The organism is Coleofasciculus sp. (genome assembly GCF_046565525.1).
GTDB lineage: Bacteria > Cyanobacteriota > Cyanobacteriia > Cyanobacteriales > Coleofasciculaceae > Coleofasciculus.
The window spans coordinates 1-21,001 of record NZ_JBKHUP010000048.1; the positions used below are offsets into that span (position 1 = coordinate 1).

At 45.5% G+C, this 21,001-nt stretch carries 17 protein-coding genes and 3 pseudogenes; 9 read left to right on the plus strand and 11 right to left on the minus strand.

The window, feature by feature from the left end; translation table 11 throughout:
- Positions 1 to 655: 655 nt before the first annotated feature.
- Positions 656 to 1,060, minus strand: a pseudogene (locus ACLGGO_RS17955) (P-type ATPase); the annotation flags it as partial.
- On the opposite strand from ACLGGO_RS17955, the pseudogene ACLGGO_RS17960 reads away from it, so the two are divergent.
- Positions 1,058 to 1,588, plus strand: a pseudogene (locus tag ACLGGO_RS17960) (precorrin-8X methylmutase); the annotation flags it as partial. The pseudogenes ACLGGO_RS17955 and ACLGGO_RS17960 overlap by 3 nt on opposite strands.
- A 195-nt stretch (positions 1,589 to 1,783) precedes the next feature.
- On the opposite strand, the gene ACLGGO_RS17965 reads toward ACLGGO_RS17960, so the two are convergent.
- From ACLGGO_RS17965 to ACLGGO_RS17975, 3 genes and pseudogenes are all read right to left on the minus strand, one after another.
- Positions 1,784 to 1,996, minus strand: coding sequence for a DUF7219 family protein (locus tag ACLGGO_RS17965; RefSeq protein WP_446336406.1), 213 nt, complete (start codon positions 1,994 to 1,996; stop codon positions 1,784 to 1,786).
- 71 nt (positions 1,997 to 2,067) lie between these two features.
- Positions 2,068 to 2,793: a CobW family GTP-binding protein gene (locus ACLGGO_RS17970; protein WP_446420327.1), complete on the minus strand. Its 726-nt coding sequence runs from the start codon at positions 2,791 to 2,793 to the stop codon at positions 2,068 to 2,070.
- Between the two features lie 42 nt (positions 2,794 to 2,835).
- Positions 2,836 to 4,053 (minus strand): annotated as a pseudogene (locus tag ACLGGO_RS17975) (iron uptake porin); the annotation flags it as partial.
- A 129-nt stretch (positions 4,054 to 4,182) separates the two neighbouring features.
- Between ACLGGO_RS17975 and ACLGGO_RS17980 the strand changes: the two are divergent.
- Complete coding sequence (locus ACLGGO_RS17980; RefSeq protein WP_446420328.1) at positions 4,183 to 5,418, plus strand: FAD-dependent oxidoreductase; 1,236 nt, start codon at positions 4,183 to 4,185, stop codon at positions 5,416 to 5,418.
- Here ACLGGO_RS17980 and ACLGGO_RS17985 read toward each other — a convergent pair.
- On the minus strand, positions 5,400 to 6,485 hold the full coding sequence (locus ACLGGO_RS17985; RefSeq protein ID WP_446420329.1) for a metal ABC transporter solute-binding protein, Zn/Mn family: 1,086 nt from the start codon (positions 6,483 to 6,485) through the stop codon (positions 5,400 to 5,402). The genes ACLGGO_RS17980 and ACLGGO_RS17985 overlap by 19 nt on opposite strands.
- A 272-nt stretch (positions 6,486 to 6,757) precedes the next feature.
- Between ACLGGO_RS17985 and ACLGGO_RS17990 the strand changes: the two genes are divergently transcribed.
- From ACLGGO_RS17990 to ACLGGO_RS18000, 3 genes are all read left to right on the plus strand, one after another.
- On the plus strand, positions 6,758 to 7,477 hold the full coding sequence (locus ACLGGO_RS17990; RefSeq protein ID WP_446420330.1) for a metal ABC transporter ATP-binding protein: 720 nt from the start codon (positions 6,758 to 6,760) through the stop codon (positions 7,475 to 7,477).
- A 79-nt stretch (positions 7,478 to 7,556) separates the two neighbouring features.
- Positions 7,557 to 8,444, plus strand: a complete 888-nt coding sequence (locus ACLGGO_RS17995; RefSeq protein WP_446420331.1) for a metal ABC transporter permease — start codon at positions 7,557 to 7,559, stop codon at positions 8,442 to 8,444.
- Between the two features lie 266 nt (positions 8,445 to 8,710).
- A complete protein-coding gene (locus ACLGGO_RS18000) occupies positions 8,711 to 9,415 on the plus strand; it encodes a YtxH domain-containing protein (RefSeq protein WP_446420332.1) in 705 nt (234 codons plus the stop codon).
- Positions 9,416 to 9,906: 491 nt separating this feature from the next.
- Here ACLGGO_RS18000 and ACLGGO_RS18005 read toward each other — a convergent pair whose 3' ends face one another.
- Complete coding sequence (locus ACLGGO_RS18005) at positions 9,907 to 10,539, minus strand: transaldolase family protein (protein WP_446336413.1); 633 nt, start codon at positions 10,537 to 10,539, stop codon at positions 9,907 to 9,909.
- A 203-nt stretch (positions 10,540 to 10,742) separates the two neighbouring features.
- On the opposite strand from ACLGGO_RS18005, the gene ACLGGO_RS18010 reads away from it, so the two are divergent.
- Entirely contained in the window at positions 10,743 to 11,441 is a 699-nt protein-coding gene (locus tag ACLGGO_RS18010) for a Uma2 family endonuclease (RefSeq protein WP_446420333.1), read from the plus strand.
- A 49-nt stretch (positions 11,442 to 11,490) separates the two neighbouring features.
- Positions 11,491 to 11,928 (plus strand): gas vesicle accessory protein GvpU, encoded by a 438-nt coding sequence (gene gvpU, locus ACLGGO_RS18015; protein WP_446420334.1) that lies wholly within the window; start codon positions 11,491 to 11,493, stop codon positions 11,926 to 11,928.
- 41 nt (positions 11,929 to 11,969) lie between these two features.
- Here the strand turns inward: gvpU and ACLGGO_RS18020 are convergent, their stop codons facing one another.
- The 5 genes from ACLGGO_RS18020 to ACLGGO_RS18040 form a co-directional block, all read right to left on the minus strand.
- The gene (locus ACLGGO_RS18020) at positions 11,970 to 12,440 is read right to left on the minus strand and encodes a type II toxin-antitoxin system VapC family toxin (protein ID WP_446420335.1); all 471 of its coding nucleotides are present in this window, start codon (positions 12,438 to 12,440) and stop codon (positions 11,970 to 11,972) included.
- The gene (locus ACLGGO_RS18025; protein ID WP_446420336.1) at positions 12,427 to 12,819 is read right to left on the minus strand and encodes a hypothetical protein; all 393 of its coding nucleotides are present in this window, start codon (positions 12,817 to 12,819) and stop codon (positions 12,427 to 12,429) included. Before ACLGGO_RS18025 ends, ACLGGO_RS18020 begins: the two co-directional genes overlap by 14 nt.
- 649 nt (positions 12,820 to 13,468) lie before the next feature.
- Positions 13,469 to 15,013 (minus strand): ArnT family glycosyltransferase, encoded by a 1,545-nt coding sequence (locus tag ACLGGO_RS18030; RefSeq protein WP_446420337.1) that lies wholly within the window; start codon positions 15,011 to 15,013, stop codon positions 13,469 to 13,471.
- A gap of 83 nt (positions 15,014 to 15,096) precedes the next feature.
- Positions 15,097 to 15,321 (minus strand): hypothetical protein, encoded by a 225-nt coding sequence (locus ACLGGO_RS18035; protein WP_446367809.1) that lies wholly within the window; start codon positions 15,319 to 15,321, stop codon positions 15,097 to 15,099.
- A gap of 480 nt (positions 15,322 to 15,801) precedes the next feature.
- Complete coding sequence (locus ACLGGO_RS18040) at positions 15,802 to 16,947, minus strand: quinone-dependent dihydroorotate dehydrogenase (RefSeq protein ID WP_446420338.1); 1,146 nt, start codon at positions 16,945 to 16,947, stop codon at positions 15,802 to 15,804.
- Between the two features lie 205 nt (positions 16,948 to 17,152).
- Between ACLGGO_RS18040 and ACLGGO_RS18045 the strand changes: the two genes are divergently transcribed.
- Together ACLGGO_RS18045 and ACLGGO_RS18050 are read left to right on the plus strand one after the other, a co-directional pair.
- Entirely contained in the window at positions 17,153 to 19,981 is a 2,829-nt protein-coding gene (locus ACLGGO_RS18045) for a GAF domain-containing protein (protein WP_446420339.1), read from the plus strand.
- A gap of 44 nt (positions 19,982 to 20,025) precedes the next feature.
- Positions 20,026 to 20,940, plus strand: coding sequence for an Rpn family recombination-promoting nuclease/putative transposase (locus ACLGGO_RS18050; RefSeq protein WP_446420340.1), 915 nt, complete (start codon positions 20,026 to 20,028; stop codon positions 20,938 to 20,940).
- Positions 20,941 to 21,001: the final 61 nt, after the last annotated feature.

Here is a 21,001-nt window from a genome sequence, read left to right on the forward strand (position 1 = left end):
TTTCTGTTCCATTGGACGAAAAAGCGACCCTATAGGCAGGCACATTTTCCCATTATGAAGTAAGTCTCCCATAGAACTACTGAACTTGTCAATACCTCAACTCCCGATTATTTTTGCCAAAGGCTTTATTTTCTATCTACCGGGAAGTTTTCAACTGGAATCTGTGTCATCTGTGTTTTTGTCAATACTTAGTAATGATTTTTATCATAAGTTCAACAAAATACTTATGTCCAAGGGGGAGGTTAGCCGTGAGACGAAAACAATGAATTATACAAAGTCTTACGAAGATTCAAGGAATTTAGCTGGATTAAAATTCTTTTTACCCATAAAAAACCCACCATAAATAGTATACCTAAAAATCGCACAAGTCTCTCACAATCGCTGCAACCCCTGAAAATTCGTAGTTTTTTCCCAAAACGAGGTAAAAAACGAGCAATTATGACGTTTTGTTAATACGGGAATCTGATTTGAAAATTCAAACCTTTCTGGGGGAAAGAATCGTTTAAATTATCAGAACTTGACAAGTTGATATGAGTCAGCCAATGTACTGGTGAACCTGGATAAAAAGGTGTTCTTTGTCGAGGACATCCATCTCACCCCTCACACTCCCCTTATTTTGGTGAAACCCCCTCTGTCGCGCATCGTAGTCTAAACTTCAGTTGGTATTATTTCTAAGCAACCGTAAACCACTCAAAATCACCAATATGGTAGAACCTTCATGTCCAATAACGCCGAGAGGAAGACTAATGCCAATCGTAAAATTAGCCACTAATAACAAACCAATACTACACAAAGCAAACCCAATATTTTGGGTAACAACCTGAGTCACACGACGACCTAAACGAATCGCAGCCGTTAACTTTTCTAAACGATCTGCCATTAATACAACAAAACGAATAACCCGTTGAATCAAACTGCTTTCAGGGGGTTGATGCACTCGCAGAATTAACGCTCCAGCCCCATTAATTGTGCCAGCAAAAACTTCATCTCCCACCGCTTTTTCTCTGGGTAGCGACTCTCCAGTAATAGAGGCTTCATTGAGACTACTTGCACCTTTGATGTCAGTTTAGTTGATTTTGTGCGTTTGAGTCGAGGGGCGATCGCTTCAGCTAGAAATGCCCTCAAGACTCACTGTGAAATTGTTGCTGATGTTTCTCCAGTTGTCGCGGCTCTTGATCAGACGCGGATTGCACATTTAGGGCTTAATGTCAAGACTCTACTTGATGAACCCCACATCCACAGCGCTGATGAAGCCGAACACAGGTTTTACCAACAAGGGAAATGGCAGGAACGATTGCAACACCTCACGCCTGGTTGTATCTTAGTGATCGGCTATGCCCCATCAGTATTGATATCCGCCTTGAAACGAATCGAACAAGGACAATTGCAAGTCTCCTTAATTGTAGGAATGCCGATTGGCTTCAGCCACGCCCCAGCCGCTAAACGCCGATTAATGGGTTCGGGTGTGGAGTATATTACTACTGTGGGGACGACTGGCGGTGGATTATTAGCCGCCGTCGCTTTGAATAGTTTAGTTGAATCTTTGATTGAAAAGCCCAATTGCCATTGTTATTTGCAGAAGCAGTAAAGGGTTAGCACTCAGCCGTGATCGAATTACTGCACCAAAAGAATGTCGGGACAAATTGGGACTTTAGGGAATTGGTTAGGTGAAAGATTGGGGCAGGGCGGGTTTAGTTACATCTGAGTCAAAAAGAAACGATAGTTGTAAAACCCGCCCCTACAAACCATGCACTTGAAGATTCTCCAGCTCGTTTGTACTCAACTAGGTTTGACATTGTTGCAACTGATGCCAAAGAGACTCGATCTGCTCGAACGCCTGATCAGGAGACAGTTTACCCGCCGTTTGCAGGTTGCAAATATAGCTAACTCGCTGGGCAAACTCTTGCAGATTGGCATTCAGCACCAGATGCTCCGGCTTAACGGCTCCGCGATAACGGGCATGGGGATACAGAAAGTTGTGTTTGGATTGCTTCATGGCTACCGCTCCCCGACTATTGCAATTAATTCCTAATTAAATATAAGTTAACCCCATTTTTACCTGAGCTGTCAAGTGAACCTGATCGTGGCGCGATCGCCTCGACCATCAAACAACATGTGTACCCCTTGAAAGACAAACCGTTGGTCTTCTCCAGCCATGTTGATAATTCCCTTCATCCGGAAAATATCAGGACCCTTGGTTTGTAACAATTGCGAGAGCCAATTATTCAGTTTTTCCCCATCCACAGGTTTTGATTCAACCAAAGCAAAGGAATGAACCGACTCATCTAACTTATCCGGGGAAACTAAATCTGTCTTGTTAAGCAAAATTACATCAGCAAAAGCAATCTGTTCTTGCGCCTCATCCGCCTCCCAATGCTGCCAAATATGCTTGGCATCCACCACCGTTACTACGGCATCTAAAAGCAGTTGTTGCCGCATATCTTCATCAATAAAAAAGGTTTGAATCACGGGGGCGGGGTCAGCCAGTCCAGTGGTTTCTATCACCAGATGGTCAAACTTGTTACGCCGCTTGATTAGATTCCCGATAATCCGCATCAAATCCCCTCGGACGGTACAGCAAATGCACCCGTTGTTCATCTCAAAGATTTCTTCATCGGTATCAATCACTAATTGGTTATCAATACCAACTTCTCCAAACTCGTTGACGATGACGGCGACTTTCTTGCCATGTTCATAAGTAAGGATGTGGTTGAGTAGGGTGGTTTTCCCAGCGCCGAGATAGCCGGTGAGAACAGTAACCGGAATGGTACTGGAGGCTTGAACTGTTACCATACGTCACTTAAAATGATTATCATTCTCATATACTAAACATTTTTCCCCAGAAACCACCACCTGTCCCCCAGGATAATAGGAACGCACATAAGTTAGACCCAAACGCAAACCTTCGCTCGGTTCAATCCCCAGTTGGGCGATGGCAGCATAGCTACCATTAAACAACCCGTTTTTCTGACTCGGATCATTAGCATTGGGAGCCAGATAACCCAAGGATAAATTAAGCGCTGAATTGAAGTTATAGGTTAAACTACCACCCGTGCCTTCGAGTCCCTGATAATAAATCGGATTGAAACGCCCAAAACGAGAAATCGCCCCCGTCAGTTCTTCCGAGAAAAACTCGTTATAGTTGGCAAAGTTCTCGTTAAACTCACCGCCAACGGCATCAATAATAAAGGAGAGTTTTGCACCTTTAACGGCACCATGTCCATGTCCATGTTCCTCTTCTTCCTCATTATGTGACGCTGCCATGTTCCCCAGAGAGAAGCGATAAAATAGCTTGCCAATAGCTACATCATTATCATTGCCTTCATCAAAAGCGAGACGGGTCATGCTGGTTCCGGTAATATTGGGATTATCCCCTTCACCAGGACCAAAAGGAACCGTATTCAGTGCATCCAAGCGAGTTAGTAACAAGTCCTCCCCTGTAAAACTCGTCTCTAAAAATAGACGCACTCGGTTGTCGAAAACTACTTCATCTTCCAAGTCTTCACCACTACCATCTGCCTTTTCATCCCCAAAAACGCTACTCAGTGCAAAGCTGACTTCTCCGCGAAGTTTGGTCGTTGTGGAAAACTGATTATCTTCTAAAAAGGCGACTCGACCTTCCAAATTATCTACTCGCGCTCCCAGAGTCGCCAATTCCGCCTCAAATTCTTGCACCAACCGTCGTAAGGTTGCCAAATCACTCCCCTCCAGTTCGCCATTAGGAAGTAAACGCTCAATTTGCTGCAAGCACGCATTCAAACCGGCGGCAAACTCAAATCGGGTTAAGGCTCGATTCCCGCGATAGGTGCCATCGGGATAGCCAGCGATACAGCCATAGCGTTCCACCAAACTGCGTAGGGCTTCATAAGCCCAATCACCAGGGGAGACATCTCGTAACTGAGAGACACTGGTGACTTGCTCAAGAGTGTTCGCCTGACTGATGGGGTTGTACCCCTCAATCTGTGCCAAAGCATTTGGGGTTACACAGACTGCCCAAGTACCACCCAACACCACTGGGTTAACGACTAAAGTATTCCACCAAGTTTTTGCCATAGTAACTCCTCACACCCTATTCAGTTCAAGGTCTTGCCCGATCACCTATCGGTGACTCGGTGTCAAAATTATGATAATCATTATCATAAGAACGATTATCGTTATTGTAAATCTAGGGTCTGATTTTCCATGACTTACCATTCGGCATCCTTACCCGCCAACATTGACATTGCCGTTATTGGCGCAGGTCCCCAGGCTCTAACCTTAGTCACTCACCTGCTGCAAAAACGTAAGACAATGGGGAATAGGTTTTGGGTTTTTGATGGCAGTGGCAGATGGATGAATCGGTGGTTCCATCAATTTGCCGCTCTAGAAATCCCTCATCTGAGATCCCCTGCGGTACACCATCCCCACCCCAACCCCTATGCGCTGCGCTCTTTTGCCGAAAACCGGGAGTCGGAATTTTTTCCCCCCTATGATCTTCCCGGAACGCAGCTATTTCAGGAGTTTTGTCAGGATGTTATCTATCAGTGGGAATTGCAGGATAAGCTGGTTCGGGCTGATGTGAGTAGCCTTAAACCAACCAAGGTTTTAGGACGCCCTCGATTTTGCCTAGAGTTATCAAATGGGCAATCAGTAATCGCTCGTCGGGTGGTTCTGGCTACGGGTGCGGGGAGAAAGATTGTACCAGATTGGGTGAATACGATTGCATCGGCTTATCCAACTGACCGATTATGCCATGCTCAAAGCGTCGATTTAGGGAACGTGCAGATAGCCGGTGAGCAGGTGTTAATTATTGGGGGTGGGTTGACGAGTGGACATTTAGCCGTGGGTGCAGCAGCACGGGGAGCGAAGGTGATGTTAATGTCACGGCGTCGGCTCCAGGAAAAATGGTTTGATGCTGAACCGGGTTGGTTGGGACCCAAGTATCTCAAGGACTTTTGGGCTGAACCGGATTGGCGGAGGCGGTGGGAGATGATTCAGGGGGCGCGAAATGGGGGATCTATGACGCCAAAGATGATGTTTCAGTTACGCCGCCTGGAGCGGCAAGGTAAGCTGAGGTTTTATCCAGAATGTCAGGTGGTTGAGGCTCGGTGGCAGGATAACCAGTGGCAGGTTGACTGTGATCAGGGTCAAGGGTATGAATGTCAACGTATTTGGTATGCCACTGGAACTGGCTTTGATGCCACCGTTGACCCGTTACTCAAAAATGTTATTGATTCATATCCTGTACCTCTTGTCAAGGGTATGCCCGTTTTAGACGAGCATTTGCGTTGGTCGGGTTGTGAGTTATTTGTGATGGGAGGTTTAGCCGCACTACAGATAGGACCCGTGGCACGGAACCTGTACGGTGGTAAAATGGCGAGCGATCGCATCGTACCCGCCTTAACTAAACCGACGCTGTATCATTCCTCTTCAGGCTGATTATCACCTGTCATCATTTTGAACGGAGTACAGGTTCCGCCCAAACCTTTCGCGATCGCGCAGGTATTATGGGTGATCATTCCTATATAGGTTCCTGTGTCACTATTTTGGTCACCTAGACTACCAACAATCAATTTTTGTTCAGAAACCTTGACATCTGCTTCCCTCGCAACAGTCTCAATCGCGGTGGAATTGGTTGTCGTTTCCACAAAAATCGTGGGAACCTTGGCTTGTTCAATGGTTTCCACCAATTCCTTTACCCGTGCGGCTGACGGTGTTTCTTCGGTACTGAGTCCTTGCAAGGATTCAGCCGCTTCAAATCCATAAGCGTTGACATAATAAGCCAAGGCGTCATGAGTGGTGACAATTGTGCGTTTTCCTGGGGGAATTGTTGCCACTTGCGCGTTTACCCAGGTATCTAACTGGTCGAGTTGGCTGGTTAACTGCTGGGCATTTTCTGCATAAAGGTCAGCCTGAGCGGGATTAATCTGTGTCAGTTGGTTGCGAATAACATCAACCATCGCCATACCGTTTTGCACATCATGCCAAACATGGGGGTCAGGAACTTTTTCCCCCTTATCTGCGGCATGGTTTTCTTCATGATCTGAGTGTTCACCTTGTTCCTTTTCCCCGTGATCATGGTGATGTACTTCTCCCTCCAGGGGATTGGGGACAGCTTCCTCAAAGACAGCAACGATAGGGGCGGATGTATTGCTGGCTTCAATTAATCCCTCAACACCGGCTTCCGCATCATAGCCACCATAAAGGATCAGTTGTGCGGTTTCAACGGCTTTGCGGTGGGATGGGGTTGCTCGGTAGGTATGAGGATCTTGGTTCGGGTCTAATAAACAATTGAGTTGAATGGTGTCCTGGGCAATTTCTTTGGTTAAATCGCAAAGAACGCGATGAGACACTACCACACTGGGTTTATCACCTGATACCGTCCCTTCACCTGTTGGCGAAACCGTCGTCTGGTTACTTTGAACACACCCTGTCAGTGCGATCGCTAATGCCAACACCTTACTATTCCAGCCGTTCAAGGTTTGGCTGAATACATACTTTAGCATAGTCAAGCTCCTGAAACCGAGAGACAATTATAATGATAATCATTCTAATACGCTTGGATCACCTCCACCCCCTAGGATTGGGCGAAGCATTCGCGTTGGAATTTGAGTAGAAAACCGATAGATCTGGGCGCGAATGCGAGAGCCCCTACACACCTGCTCCCCCTGCTTCCCTATCCCTACCCAAGGCGCTTGGTGTGAAATCACGGGAATCATTATCCGATAAGCTAAAAGCAGAACTTGTTAATGGTAGTCATTCTCACAGACAGGTCATAATGCTCGAAGTTCATGATTTGGCGGTCAACTACCGAAATACCTGGGCAATCTCCGGTGTTTCTTTTTCTATCCAACCCGGACAGTTAACGGTGCTGTTGGGACCTAACGGTGCTGGGAAAAGTACGATTATTAAGGCAATTCTGGGACTCATTCCCCTCACCAGAGGGGTCGCTACATTTCACGCCAAACCCCTGAAAAGCCAACGAAAACGGCTCGCCTATGTACCACAGCGCACCCAAATTGATTGGAATTATCCGGTTACAGTATGGAATGTCGTGATGATGGGGCGCACTATCCACACGGGTTGGTTTAGAGAGCCGTCTCGTCAATCCCAGGAGATTGTTCAGGATGCATTAGAACGGGTGGGCTTATTTGAGTATCGCCATCGTCAAATTGGCGAACTCTCTGGTGGACAACAACAACGAGTATTTTTGGCAAGGGCGCTGGCGCAACAGGCGGAGTTGTTTTTTTTTGATGAGCCGTTTGCTGGTATTGATCAAAAGACTGAAGAGATTCTTTTTGAGATTTTTCAAGAATTAAAATTTCAAGATAAAATTTTATTAGTTATTACTCATGACTTGGGAGAAACATTGGAGCAGTATGACCAAATATTGCTGTTAAATAAAGAATTAATTGCTGTGGGTTCAAGGTCAGAAGTATTGACAACTGAAAATCTCAAAAAAGCCTATGGAAAAATTATGAGTCTTATTGTTGCATAATGTTGATCCCGATTTAATAACGAGTTTTAATGGGATATTAATAGCAAACAGGAAACCAAGAATAAGTGAGGTGGATGTGATGTGGCATGGGTTAATTGAACCTCTCCAGTGGGGATATATGCGTGAAGCTATAGCCATTGCGGTGCTGCTGGGAATTTTAGGTGCGGTTGTGGGTAGTTATTTGATTGTGCAACAGATGGTCATGATTGGTCATGTGATCGCCCATGCTGTTTTACCTGGACTATCCATTGCCTTTTTTGTGGAGGAGCAATTTCTGTCTCTGGGGGCGTTTATAGCCGGGACATTGAGCGCTTTAGTGGTGGCTGGCATTCATCAGCGATCGCGAGTCAAGGTGGATGCGGCAATGGCGTTAACGTTAACCAGTTTTTTGGGCTTGGGAGTTATCTTGATTTCCCTCTTAGAAACCAATCAATTCGACCTCAGTTCTATTCTCTTTGGCGATATTTTAGGCGTCAGAACCAGCGATGTCTGGCACACGCTAATGATTACAGTCGTCATTTTACTGTTGACCAAACTTTTTTACAAAGAACTCCTTTTCTACACCTTTGATCCCCTCGGCGCTCAAGCCAGTGGTTTACCCGTCACCACCATGTATTTCGGCTTCATTTGTGCCATTACCTTGACAATTGTCGCCAGTATGCAAACCGTTGGAGTGCTTCTGGTTATCTCCCTCCTCGTCGGTCCTGCCATTACTGCCTATCTTTTGGTCAAAGAATTGCATCAGATGATGGGATTGGGGGCAATAATCGGTATAATTGCTGGTGTCACGGGTATGTATTTAAGCTATTATCTAGATTTACCATCGGGTTCGGCGATTGTCCTGGTTGTCTTTAGTTTCTTTATTCTGGCATTTCTATTCAGTCCCACTCAGGGAATTTTAACCGAACCCGGAACCTTCCGTTGGATTTCTAAAATTCTGCAACCCATAAAACTCTGGAGACGCTGATTCCCTCTTTTTGACTACTAACTGAGGTTAAAAATGAGATCCTCTTACTCAGTTTCTGTTAGAGCAAGTTTTTGAATAGATTGAAAAATTAGCTCAAGCTTGGTCAAACCAGAAATATATCTATCGACTGACTCAACGTGCCGTAATATCCTCCTTTAGCTTGGCGTCAGCGATAAAGGTTGATTGTTAAGTTGATAGAAGATACAAAAGAGCCTTAAACCTAATTTAAGGAAACATTCAATATCAGTAAAGGAGGACAACTCTACATGGATAGTAATAAGCAATTTCTGGATAAAGATAATCAACCTCTTGAACCCACTGCCAATCAACCCGATGAATCTTCTCACGATGAAGGTAAGGGTGTAGTCGGCGCTGGGGTAGTTGGTGCAGCCATTGGTGCTGTAGTCGGTGGTCAAGTTGCTGGCAGACGAGGTGCCGTCGTGGGTGCCGTCACAGGCGCCGTAGCTGGTGGTTTGACCGCTAAAGCCACTCCTGAGGATGCACCTGATAAACTCAAAAGTGCTGCTGAACAGGCAGCCAATAAAGTGCAAGATGCGGCTGAACAAGCTAAGCCAGCTATTGAAAACGCCGCTAACCAAGCTAAAAGTGCTGCTGTCAAGACAGCCGACAAGATTCAAGATGCAGCCGAGAAGGCTAAACCTTCTATTGAAAGTCAAGCTGACAAAGCGAAAAGTGCTGCAATTGGTGCAGCCGATAAAGTTCAAGATCAAGCCGAGAAGGCTAAGCCATCGAGAAATCAAGATGGTGATGTAGTGGAAGAACAAAGACAGATTATTGTTGAACCAACTTCAACCGTAATCGGGGCAAAACCTGTCACTGTTGTGGACAAGAACGTCGCAGAAACAGACGTGACGCCGATTGACGTTAAGCCAGAAACACCTGAAATACCTGAAATCGACAAGCCAACATTCTCCGTCCGGGACACAAAACGGTACAATAAGCCCTCCTAACCGAAAAAGGGGAAAGGAATTCTATTATTCTTTTTCCCCTTTTTAGCAACCGCCAAGGATGTTAGGACGAATGGCACTCAAATAAGCCTTGTGAGATCGCCAAAACCTTTGATATACCGTAGGGTGGGCATTGCCCACCAGCCTTAAGGAGCGTGACATTCATGTTAGGACTTGTAGAGACGTTCCGGTGGAACGTCTCAAGAGAGTGTGTTTGTCTTGTTAATCCAGTCAATCAAATTTTGACATCCTCACGCCAGTGCGTAGTTATAGCAGTACCAAGGCAGGTGAGGACATTCTTTACTCTTAAGAGTTCCCTGTTCCCTTTAAAATGGGATTTAGGCGCGATTCGCGCTTCTCCAGGATTGGGGAGTTGTCCCGTGAATTCTTTTTTTTGCCGACTGCATTGTTCAGCATATCTGCCACATGGTCTAGCTTACTTTTCCCATCTTCATCGGAACGTCTCTGCTCCCTCAGCTTCCCCAGCACCCCTGCTACATCAGTCCCCGCCCTTTTTGGGCAAATTCATTAATGGTTTGCTCCGATAAATTGTGAGTTGTCATCGCATTCAACATCTCCAACGGTAGCGTCAGATGATCCGCCCCAGCGATTAAAGCCCCCGCCGCTTCTGCTGGTGATTTGAGACTGGCGGCTAGAATTTCCGTGGGACTGTCTTTGAGGATAGCTGCCATTTCTCTTACCAACGCCAAGCCATCCCCTAGTAAACGAGTGGCGCGATTCACATAGGCGATCGCATATTTGGCTCCGGCTTCTGTTGCAACGGCGGCTTGGGCGGCGCTATAAATGGCGGTGACTGAACAGGGAATCTCTGGAGATAGATGGGCGACAACCTGAAATCCTATGGCTGTAGCCGGAACTTTCAGCACCGTTTTCTCCCCAATAATCTCAAATGCTGTTCGTCCTTCTGCTACCATTCCTTGAAAATCGGTTGCCATGAGTTGATAATACAGTTCCCCTGGACTAATTGCCGCGAGTTGTTTCAGTGTCGTTTCTGGGGGTAAATCACTTTTGGCGAGTAGTGTCGGATTCGTAGTGATTCCCTTGAGCCATCCCCATTTCTCTACCGTTTTCGCTTCACTGACTAATGCTGAATCCAAATAAATCATGATCAATTTTCCGTTACACCCATTCTAATTATCCATCTTGCGCCATCCACACCACCTTGGCTTTTTTCAGAGTCAAGTCACCGTAAGCCATAAACAAGCGTGAGTTGTAGCCATATCAATCCTATCGAGTTGTGGGAATATAGGATAATAGCCGATAGGATCTAGGGATAGAGACATCAACAGACTAGCGACAACGGCAATCTATGGTTCAAACGAGCTTCCAGCAAGAGTCTTTACTCCCAGGGCTTGAAAGTGGCGATCGCTTAAATCGTTATGAATTTGAGCGTCGTTATAACGCGATGCATTCTCTCCAGAAAGCTGAACTAATTGAAGGAGTCGTTTACTTGCCTGCTGCTTTACGGTTTCGGAGTCATGCTGAACCCCATGGAAATCTCATCGGTTGGCTATGGACTTACAAAATTTTTACGCCCGGAGTTGAGTTAGGAGATAATCCAACTGTACGGTTAGATTTGGATAACGTACCCCAACCCGATGCTGTATTGTTAATTGATGAAAATGCGGGTGGACAAGCGAGACTTAGCGAAGATGATTATATTGAGGGTGCGCCGGAATTGGTAGCAGAGATTGCAGCCAGTAGTGTGGCGATAGACTTGCATGACAAGAAACGAGCGTATCGTCGCAATGGAGTGCAAGAGTATATTGTTTGGCAAGTGTGTGAGCGGAGACTTGATTGGTTTTACTTGCAGCAGGGTGAGTATATATCTTTGCCTGTAGATGAAGGGAATGTAATCCGGAGTCGAGTGTTTCCGGGATTGTGGTTAGCCGTCGATGATTTGTTGGCTGGAAATATAGGGAGGGTATTGTCGGTGTTGCAGGAAGGTTTAGCTTCGGGGGAACATGCAAGGTTTGTCGAACAGTTAGCGAAACGTTGTTATAGTTAGATTGCATAACTGTAAAGCTTTAATTTCATAGTTGAACTTAAGCAAGAAGATGACTGAATCTCAAGATAGAGAGTTTGAGGAAACAGAGGGGACTCCCCTTTCAATCGATCCAATATTAAAAACGTTTGTCCGTTTTGCAGAAGAACAGGATTTTAGCTTGGGAGTTACTCTGACTATTCATGGATTACTAATTGCTGGCAACATCATCAGTTACCATAAATATCTTGAAGGAAGCGCTCAAGGCTTTAAATCTGCCACTGGTAATCAAGAAATCAGTCAAATACTTGCTGAATCTTACCGAAATGCAAATCAAGAGTATCTAAAAATTCGCAGAGAGAAAGGATTAGAAGAACTTCCTCCTACATTGTATATCCATCTATCTAATGCAAGGTTTATGTTTGGCAACAGAATTGTGCAAACAGGGTCTTATTGGAGAGGAAGATTGGATGAGGTTGATGGATTCTTTCTAGGCATCATCGAATCTTGAGTAAAGTAGATGGTAAGCTATTGAGAAACACAATTCACACTCTATCTAAGCGTCGAAAGTAAAAGAACACGGTGTAACGGAAAGCTGCTAGGTACAGTCCTAATTATTTGTTCGTCAGCCGTACACCATTGACAATTTAGGGTTTCAGCTAATCGGATGTAGGTCATGTCGTATGAACCTTTCGCATAGTCTACAGCCATTTCCATTGCTGCTATGCACTCATCCTCAATTGCCGCAGATATGTGAATTGGGATCTGGAAAAAGGCTTTGGCAAACTCTACGGCTTGGGTTTTTTCGAGACGAGGTGGATTCCCTTTCACCTGTCCACAGGCTCTTGCTAAAATACCACATACCTCATAAGGAAGAATTTGAGGAGCATGTAATTCAACTTCATCAGCTAAACACGCTAGAAGGATGTCGCTAGCTAAGTCAACATCGCTTTCTCTAGCATCCTTCAGAAACCATTTAGCCGCCACGCTTGCGTCAATTACTAAATGCTCAGGTAGATTCACGCATCTCCCTTAAAGTATCTATAATATTGAAGTCAACTGAACCAACCTCATCCCGCAGCTTCTGGATGCGCTCATACAACTCTCGGCGCTCAGGTGAAAGCTTATCTAGTCTTTGCAGTCTTTGCTGCGTTCTATCTAATCTATCGCTACCAACCTGCGGTATATGCTGTAGAGCATTTAATGCATCTTTTTCAGCTTTTTTTAGTATCTCAATTGATACATCCAGTTTTGGGGTTGGCAACCTGCTTTTCTTTTGTCTACGGGTTGAGAGATGAGGCAGTACAGCACTCCTCACAGATTCTACGATGATTTGCCTAAATTCAGCCTCATGCTGTTGTGTACCCCCTGTTATCTCTATTCGGACAACTGTCATCACCATATCATCGATCCCGTCGTGACCTTGTTAGAACTAACCTTGATTGACCTCAACCCTAATATCATCAGTTGAGAGGGTAATTAACCTAAGTATCTTATTATATTTCAACTTTGGCTAAGTTTTACGGCGCAGCAAAAAGTCATAGACACCGCTCAATCCAGATTGTACATCTACGATGACGTCTTCCCCACAGGGGAACATGCAAAGTTTGTACAGAAGTTAGCCGAGCAGTATGGAAATTAATTTGCTCCTGATATGGTGGTTGAAGTGGACGAAGAGTGATCACATTGATGACACCAGCGACAAGCAAGAATAAAGCTAGTGGGTGAGTTGCATGGGCTTTGACAAATTTATTGCCGCTTTGTTGTCGTCCCATTCAAAATTAATAGAATGACTATAACATCAAGTATTTGAAGGGATTTTTCGTGCGATCGCAAGATAGCCGTAGGTTGGGTTGACGCGCCGAAACCCAACATCCCCTATCCAACATCAACGCCAAATTTAGCGATCGCACAATGGATACCCAATTGAACTACAGAGACATCATTAAGGTGAATGGTACTGACTTACCATGCTGGTGGGCATTGCCCACCCTACGCTATATCAAGGGTTGCGGCGCTCCAACAATGCAAATTTTCAGTGCCATTCATCTTTAAGGTGGTGCAATTAGGGTGAAGCCTTCGCTACTACCAAGAATGATGCGATCGCGAATCGGTAATACTGCCAAACTTGACTCATCCACCAGTAAATACGCCGACGTTGACGCCAACTGTTTCAACCTAGTTGTATCCGCCGGAATCACTTGGCGATCACTATAAAAATCTAAACTGGGACGCCGATAACCAAACGACGTATAAACTACAGTTTCTGGGGGAGTATGTTCCTGAATCAACTCGGCAACTGGTTTCACTGCAAAGGCTTCATTTAATTCCCAAACCCACGATGTAGACATCATCAACAACAACAACGCCACGTAAGTTCCACCCAATAAAATCGGGATAAATTGGCGATTATCCTGGTAAACGTGCCAAGCCGCTAAACCCATTGTTAACGCCACAACCACGCCCATAATAATTAACACAGGCTGCGGATCTGCCAGGATAAAATAAACACATCCCCCTACCCCAGCAACTGCCATCAACCCCAAAAGCCAGACTAAAACTTGGGGATAATGCTTGCTTTTTTGCCATAACTGTGCTAAAAATACGCCGACAGCTAGAGCAAAAAAAGGGTATGACGGCATAATGTACCAAGGTAACTTTGTTCCCATTAGGGAAATTGTCCCCAGATAGCCAATCGTACCAATCAGTACCAGTTTGCCCCAACTCCTTTGACGATGATGCCAAGCGAGCGTCAATCCGCCAAACCAAAACAGTAGCCAGGGAAAACTGTATTTAAGTAATTCCAGCAAATAATACCAAGGCGCACCCTGGTTTCCTTCCACAGACTCCGAAATGCGGTTCAAACCCTGCGCCTGAAAATGCACCTGCCAAAAGGTTTCGCCATAATATTGCCACTGAGCAATATACCACGCGATCGCAGGCGTACTCCCCAAGAGAATCCCTAGCCAAAAATAGGGATGTTTCAACTGTGCTAATTGTCCATCAGCTAAGAGAAACCCAAACGCGATCGCACCCAGGAGGATCACCAAAATTCCTTTGGTTAACGTAATCAATCCCAGGCTAATCCCAATCCCAACCGCCCAACGCTTATCCTGACGCGCTTTCAGCAGACACACTAGCAATAGCAGAAAAAACAACACCACCGTACCATCCAGCATCGCCAGACGCCCATGACGCACCACAGGTAGCAACGTCAAGTAAACGCTAGCCGCCAATACAGCAGGTAGACGTTGGGCAAAAAGTTCTCGCCCCAACAAATAGAGTAGCGGAACCCCACAAGCGGATAAAAACGCTCCCGGTAGGCGGGTGGTTAATTCTCCAATCCCCCATAATTTATACGAGAGAGCAATTAACCAATCCATTAACGGGGGTTTGAGCAGATAGGGTTCCCCCCCAAGCGTCGGATGAAGCCAATTCCCTGTACGATAAATCTCTCTGGCAATTAGGGCGCGAGTCCCCTCATCCCAATCTCGTAGCGGTACATTCCCGACAGACATACCTCCCAGGAAAAGGGCGGCTAAGGAAAAACCGATTAGCCAATGGTAGTCAGTGAAATTTAGTCGTCGTTTTGTCAAGTCTTTATCTCTTGACAGAAGAGGTGAGTTGTCTCTATTACCGACTCAATCTCTACCGCCTTCTTAACTCTGGAACTTATGCTCTAGTAATTATTAAACGTTCTTCGGGTGTCCAACAGTTCTAGATAAGAGATTGGCACCACTATGGGCCACATGATGGTAGCAATGACCAAAATCACCCAAGAAAAAAACTTATCCTTTGAGGATAAGCTGTCATCATGTTGCATGAAATCTAACCATCGGCTGAATAAGATCGGTAGCATGACTAGGTAAAATGCGACTAATCCGATAAAAACTGTTTCCCACATACAAAACCTCAATAGCTTGACAATCAATTTGGTGATGAGTGACTCCTCAATAAAGGAAAGTGAGTCATCTCCCCATAATATGGCTCTGCTTAGGTTTCTTGTCTGGAGAGCATTCTCACCAAACCTAAGCTGTATCTTCTTTCCCACCACTACAGCTAGGATGTCCTTCCCTAAAGCAATTTCGCACCAAGAGAAGCAAGAGAAGACTAAGCTACTCTTTATGCTAACTTTTAGGCGGTTAAATTGGTTTGTCCGATTGACGCTAACTGATAAAGTTTATATGTATCAGAATAACTAATACTTACGTACTAAATTAGCCGCCGTCTGTTGACCATCAAAGGATGACATCCCAAACATTTATCTATAGAGTGGTGTACATTATATCCTATAATAGTATCAAAAAAAAATATGTGGATGGGGATAACCTGATGATTCGTGCCGTGTTATCCGTCCTCGGCAAAACTTTACTAGGACTAAGCTTCACTCGGTAGAGGATGGTGGCTGCTCCACCACCTCAGTAATTGAACTCAATCCTTGTTGTTCCAACTTTTTTAACAATCCCTGCATGATTCGCCGCACCATCCAGGGTCCTTCATAGACTAATCCCGTGTACACTTGAATCAAACTGGCACCGGCGGTGAGTTTTTCCCAAGCATCCTCGGCGGTAAAAATCCCACCCACACCGATAATCGGTAGTTTCCCCTGGGTTTGCTGGTGAATAAAGCGAATCACTTGTGTCGAACGCTCCCGCAAAGGCGCACCACTAATTCCGCCTGCTTCTTCAGTCACGGGTTTACCGGTTGCGGCGATAACTTGAGTTTTCAGCCTATCCCGGTTAATGGTTGTGTTAGTAGCAACAATCCCCGCAAGCTGGTAAGTTTGAGCTAAATGAACAACATCTGCGATCGCGTCCCACTCCAAATCCGGTGCAATCTTGACTAAAAGCGGCTTTTGCCCCTGATTATCCTGTTGCAACGTCTCCAAAATGATTTGCAGTTGCTCAGCATCTTGCAGCGATCGCAATCCGGGTGTATTGGGTGAACTAACGTTAACCACAAAATAATCGCCCCAGGGCTTAAGCAGACGGAAACTAGCTAAATAGTCCGTTGCCGCATCTTCTAGAGGTGTTACCTTAGACTTACCCAGATTGATCCCCAAGGGGATCGGCTCAAAAGGCTGATGCGCGATCGCTCCTAATCGTTGAGCCAATGCTTTTGCCCCTCGATTATTAAACCCCATGCGGTTGAGAACGGCTCTATCTTGGAGCAATCGAAACAACCGGGGTTGTGGATTTCCGGGTTGGGCTTCAAAGGTAACGGTTCCTAGTTCAGCAAAGCCAAAACCAAAGATCCGCCAAATTCGAGCCGCTACCCCATCCTTATCAAATCCGGCGGCTAAACCTAGAGGATTGGGGAATTTCAGTCCCCACAGTGTTTGTTCTAAGCGAGCATCACTTAGGCAAAAGGCTTGGTGCAATTGAGCGGAAAGCCAAGGAGTTGAGGCGGATTCATTAGTACGGTCTAGCCAACCTAATAAGTTTATCGTTTGTTCGTGCGCCCACTCCGGGTCTGCTTTAAAGAGCGAAAATAGAATGGGGCGAATGGCAGATTGATAAATATCAGTCATTGGTCTTATGTCCTTTGTCTTATGTCCTTTGTCATTCGTCATTTGTCCTTTGTTTGCTCCCCCAGTTCCCCCAGTTCCCCCAGTTCCCCCAGTTCCCCCAGTTCCCCCAGCTTCCCCATTCCCTGATAACTGATAACTGATAACTGATAACTGATAACTGATAACTGATAACTGATAACTGATAACTGATAACTGATAACTGATTATGGGTCAGCAAAATCTACCACTCCAAAACGATCATCCATTTGTTGCCCTAGGACGAGTGTTGGAGACATTGCGGGAAGAGGAAAATACTGACGTGTTGATCGAGACTACTCTAAATTACCTGCAAACGGAGTTTGATTACCACCTAATCTGGATTGGGCTTTATGATCGCTTAGAGCATCGCTTATTTGGGAAAGGGGGTATCGCTCAGACGGCGGATACCGATTTTTTGAAGCAGCGATACAACCTGCAACCGGGGGATCTTTTAGAACAGGTAGTAATCCAGCAGCGCCCGATCACCCTTCCAGATATTCAGAAAGAAAGCCGAGCTGGAGAATGGCGCCGAATTGCCGAAAACTTAGGCATTCAGGGAACACTGCTGTTGCCCTTGCGAGCCAAGGATCGATGTTTTGGCATAACCTTGTTGGGTTCAAATCAGTGGGGTATCTCTCCCAAACCTGAAGACAAAGCCCATTTATCCATGGTTTTGGGGGGATTAGCGACGGCGTTACATGAAATAGAAGTAAATTGGCAACAATCAGCAATTAAACGCCCCGATAAACCCCTCTTTCAAGCCCTCGATGAGCTGATCAAATTGCCCAAGGTGGTTCAGCGTCTGGATAAATTGGTGTCGATGACCCAAGATTTTATCACGCCCACACGCACCAGTATTTATTGGTATAATCCGCAGCAACGCTATTTCTGGCATCGGGTGGGCAATCGCCAATCTCTCCGCAGTGTGGTGGGGTTACGAGGCTCGACAGCAGGTCTTACTGTTGCTGAAGCCAGTGACTTTTATCAGGCGCTGGCTAGGGGTCAGTTAGTGACGATTGGAACCAGTAGAAGCCAACTCCAGCCAGAAACCACAGAACATATCCTAAATCGGCTGCGGACTCGTTCATTGATGGCAGCCCCGATTCAAAGCCAGGGGGAACTCTTGGGTTTTGTGTCGGTAGAAGATGATGCTCCTCGGATTTGGGAGCGGGCAGAACGGAATTCTATACTAGCAACCGCTCAATTAGTGGCGCTGGTGGTGAGTTGTGAGGAACTAGAATCCCAAGTTCAGTTAAGCCTAAAGGATAGCCAGTTGGTGGCAACGATTGCTCAGACAATCGCTTCTAGCCCCACGACTGAAACTGCCCTCAATGATTGTGGAAAGCTGATTTGCCAGCATCTAAGAGCCGATCGCTTTTTAATCCTACAACCTGATCCCTCGGGTCAGTTCAACCTCGTATTTGGCAAACAACCGTCGAATCGCCGTCCTTGTCCATCACCCCTACCGCCTCTTGAGCCAGAGGATCAGCGGTGGTTGAGTGAACAAAACAAAATGGTGGTGATTGAAGATTTAGAGGCAGATGGGCTACTGATATCCTGGCGGGACAGTTTCACTCAACTTAATGTGCGCTCTGTGCTGCTGGAGTCCTTGTCTGTTGCAGAACATTCCCCCAACTCACTCAGCTTCGTGTTAATTATTGGTCATGACAGTCCCCGGACATGGAACCGTAATGAACGGGATTTTGCCAAAACCATTGCCCAACTCATCCATCTGCTGCTGACTCTTTCGGGTGAGTTGGATAACGCCAAACGTTCTTTTTTGGCTCGCCAAACCCTCCAGTCGGGATTATCCCTGCTCAACTGTGCCTCCAAAGATCCGGTGCGCTTTGAAAAGGCTTGGGTTAATTATGTGGCAAAGCTGTTGGAATGTCCTCTAGTGGCGCTGCTAACCTGGACTCCCCAAATTCCTTGGGCAACGGTAACGACTGCCGTTGTTGCTGATCCCCGTTTGGCTCTCCCCCCAGATTTAACGATTCCAGTAGCAACCAACCCCTTGATTCAAGAGGCTCTAGCTACGCCGCATTTCTGCTGCTGTTTGGTGAGGGATCTGCCTGATTCGATCCGTCAATGGTTTAATAGTCCCGATATTGGTCAAATCCTGGTGATTGCGTTGCATCAGGGTAAAACCTCAGCCACGGGATTGGTACTGATTGCCGATCGCGAGGAACGGATGTGGTCTGAGGATATGCTATCGGTACTCGAAACCCTAACCCAACAGTTTACTAGTTTGCGTGAGTATCGCTATCGTTTGATTCGGCAAACCCAAGATCGGGAAGATTTGCAAGCTCTAAACTGGTACAAACACCGATGCTTAGAGAAATTGTATCAGTCTGTGCAAGAGATGAACAATGGGTTACTGGCATTGGACTCTCAAAGCACCTATCCGGCTGAGGCGACGCAGTATGTTACTAATTCTGCTTTACAAAAGATGCGTCGTCAGCAACTGTTGCATCAGTTAGAAGACGTTCTGGCGACATTGAATCCCATCCTCAAGCAAGAACAATGGCAACTCACGACTAACCTACGTCCCATACAGTTGGCAACCTTGTTGAAGCGATCGCTGCGACAGGTTGAACTGTTTTATCATCAGCGTCAACTGGTGCTGAATATGCATAATGTGAGTCAGTTTACCATTTATGGCGATCGCCTTAAGCTAGAATGCATTTTGTTAGAGTTATTGCTCACCATTGGCTTACATTCCCCTGCCGGACTTTGGATTCATCTGTGGTGCTGTCCCTTGCGTGCGGATGTCAAGCCTACTTTGCGATCAACTTCACCTTATCCTTTATTAGAGTTACTGATTTCTGAAAGCAGTTCTCTGGAGGAGTGTCAGCAGGCTCTCACCGCTTCACCCATAAAATCTTTACCTAGCTTAAGTATGAAAATTTGTCAACAGATTTTGCGAAGTTGGGGGGGTGATCTCCTCTTTTACCAAACTCAAGTCCATGACTATTTGATCCGGTTACTTTTGCCATTAGAACAGAATCAGAAGTAAATCTGGTACGATTTTGGCGATCGCGGCTTAAACATTAAAAAGCTATGACTCTCAGATTTATCAGCCCGAAAACTGACTTTGCTTTTAAAAAAATATTTGGCTCAAAAGATAGTAAAGATATCCTAATTAGCTTTTTAAATGCCTTGATTTATGAAGCCAACCCCGTGATTCAGGATTTAGAAATCATTGACCCCTATAATCCTAGGGATGTGGTTGACCTAAAAGATAGCTATCTGGATGTCAAAGCCTTACTGGATAATGGCTCAACTGTGCTAATTGAAATGCAAGTCCTCAACCTAGCCTTCTTTGAGAAGCGGGTCATTTATAACCTGACCAAAACTTATGCGAATCAATTAAAATATGGTGAAGGATACTCGTACCTGAAACCAGTCATTGCCTTAACGATTACCGATTTTCCCATGTTTAATCAGACGCAACGGTATCTGACCCGGTTTAGCTTGAAAGAAAAACAGGAGTTATTTGACTATCCTGATCCAGAAATCGAGTTAATTTTTGTAGAATTGCCGAAATTCCCGAAAACACTGGATGAATTAGAGAGTTTAACGGATAAATGGATTTATTTTATTAAAGAGGCTCCCAGCTTGGAAGTGATTCCCCCCACATTTAGCCAACTTCCAGAACTAAATAAAGCGATGAATATCGCAAATCAAGCGAATTTGAGTGTAGAGGAAGTGGAAAAATTGCGTAAGCAAGAAATGTTCCTGGAAGACCAACGGGGATCGATTGTTAAGGCAAAGCAGGAGGGACGGCAAGAAGGGTTAGAGCAAGGAATCCGATGGATATTCCGTTTTCTGGAGCGACAGTTGGGGTCAATTCCGCCAGAAATCAGTCAGCGGATTCAAAAGTTATCGGTTGAACAGTTGGAACGTCTAAGCAATGATGTTTTTGATTTCAACAATTTAGAAGAGTTATCAAGTTGGTTACTCGAAAATGGGTGATTTTGATCGGGAATTTGTCCTAATGTCTTTGTTTGAGGGGTTTGGGAACCAAGCCCCTACG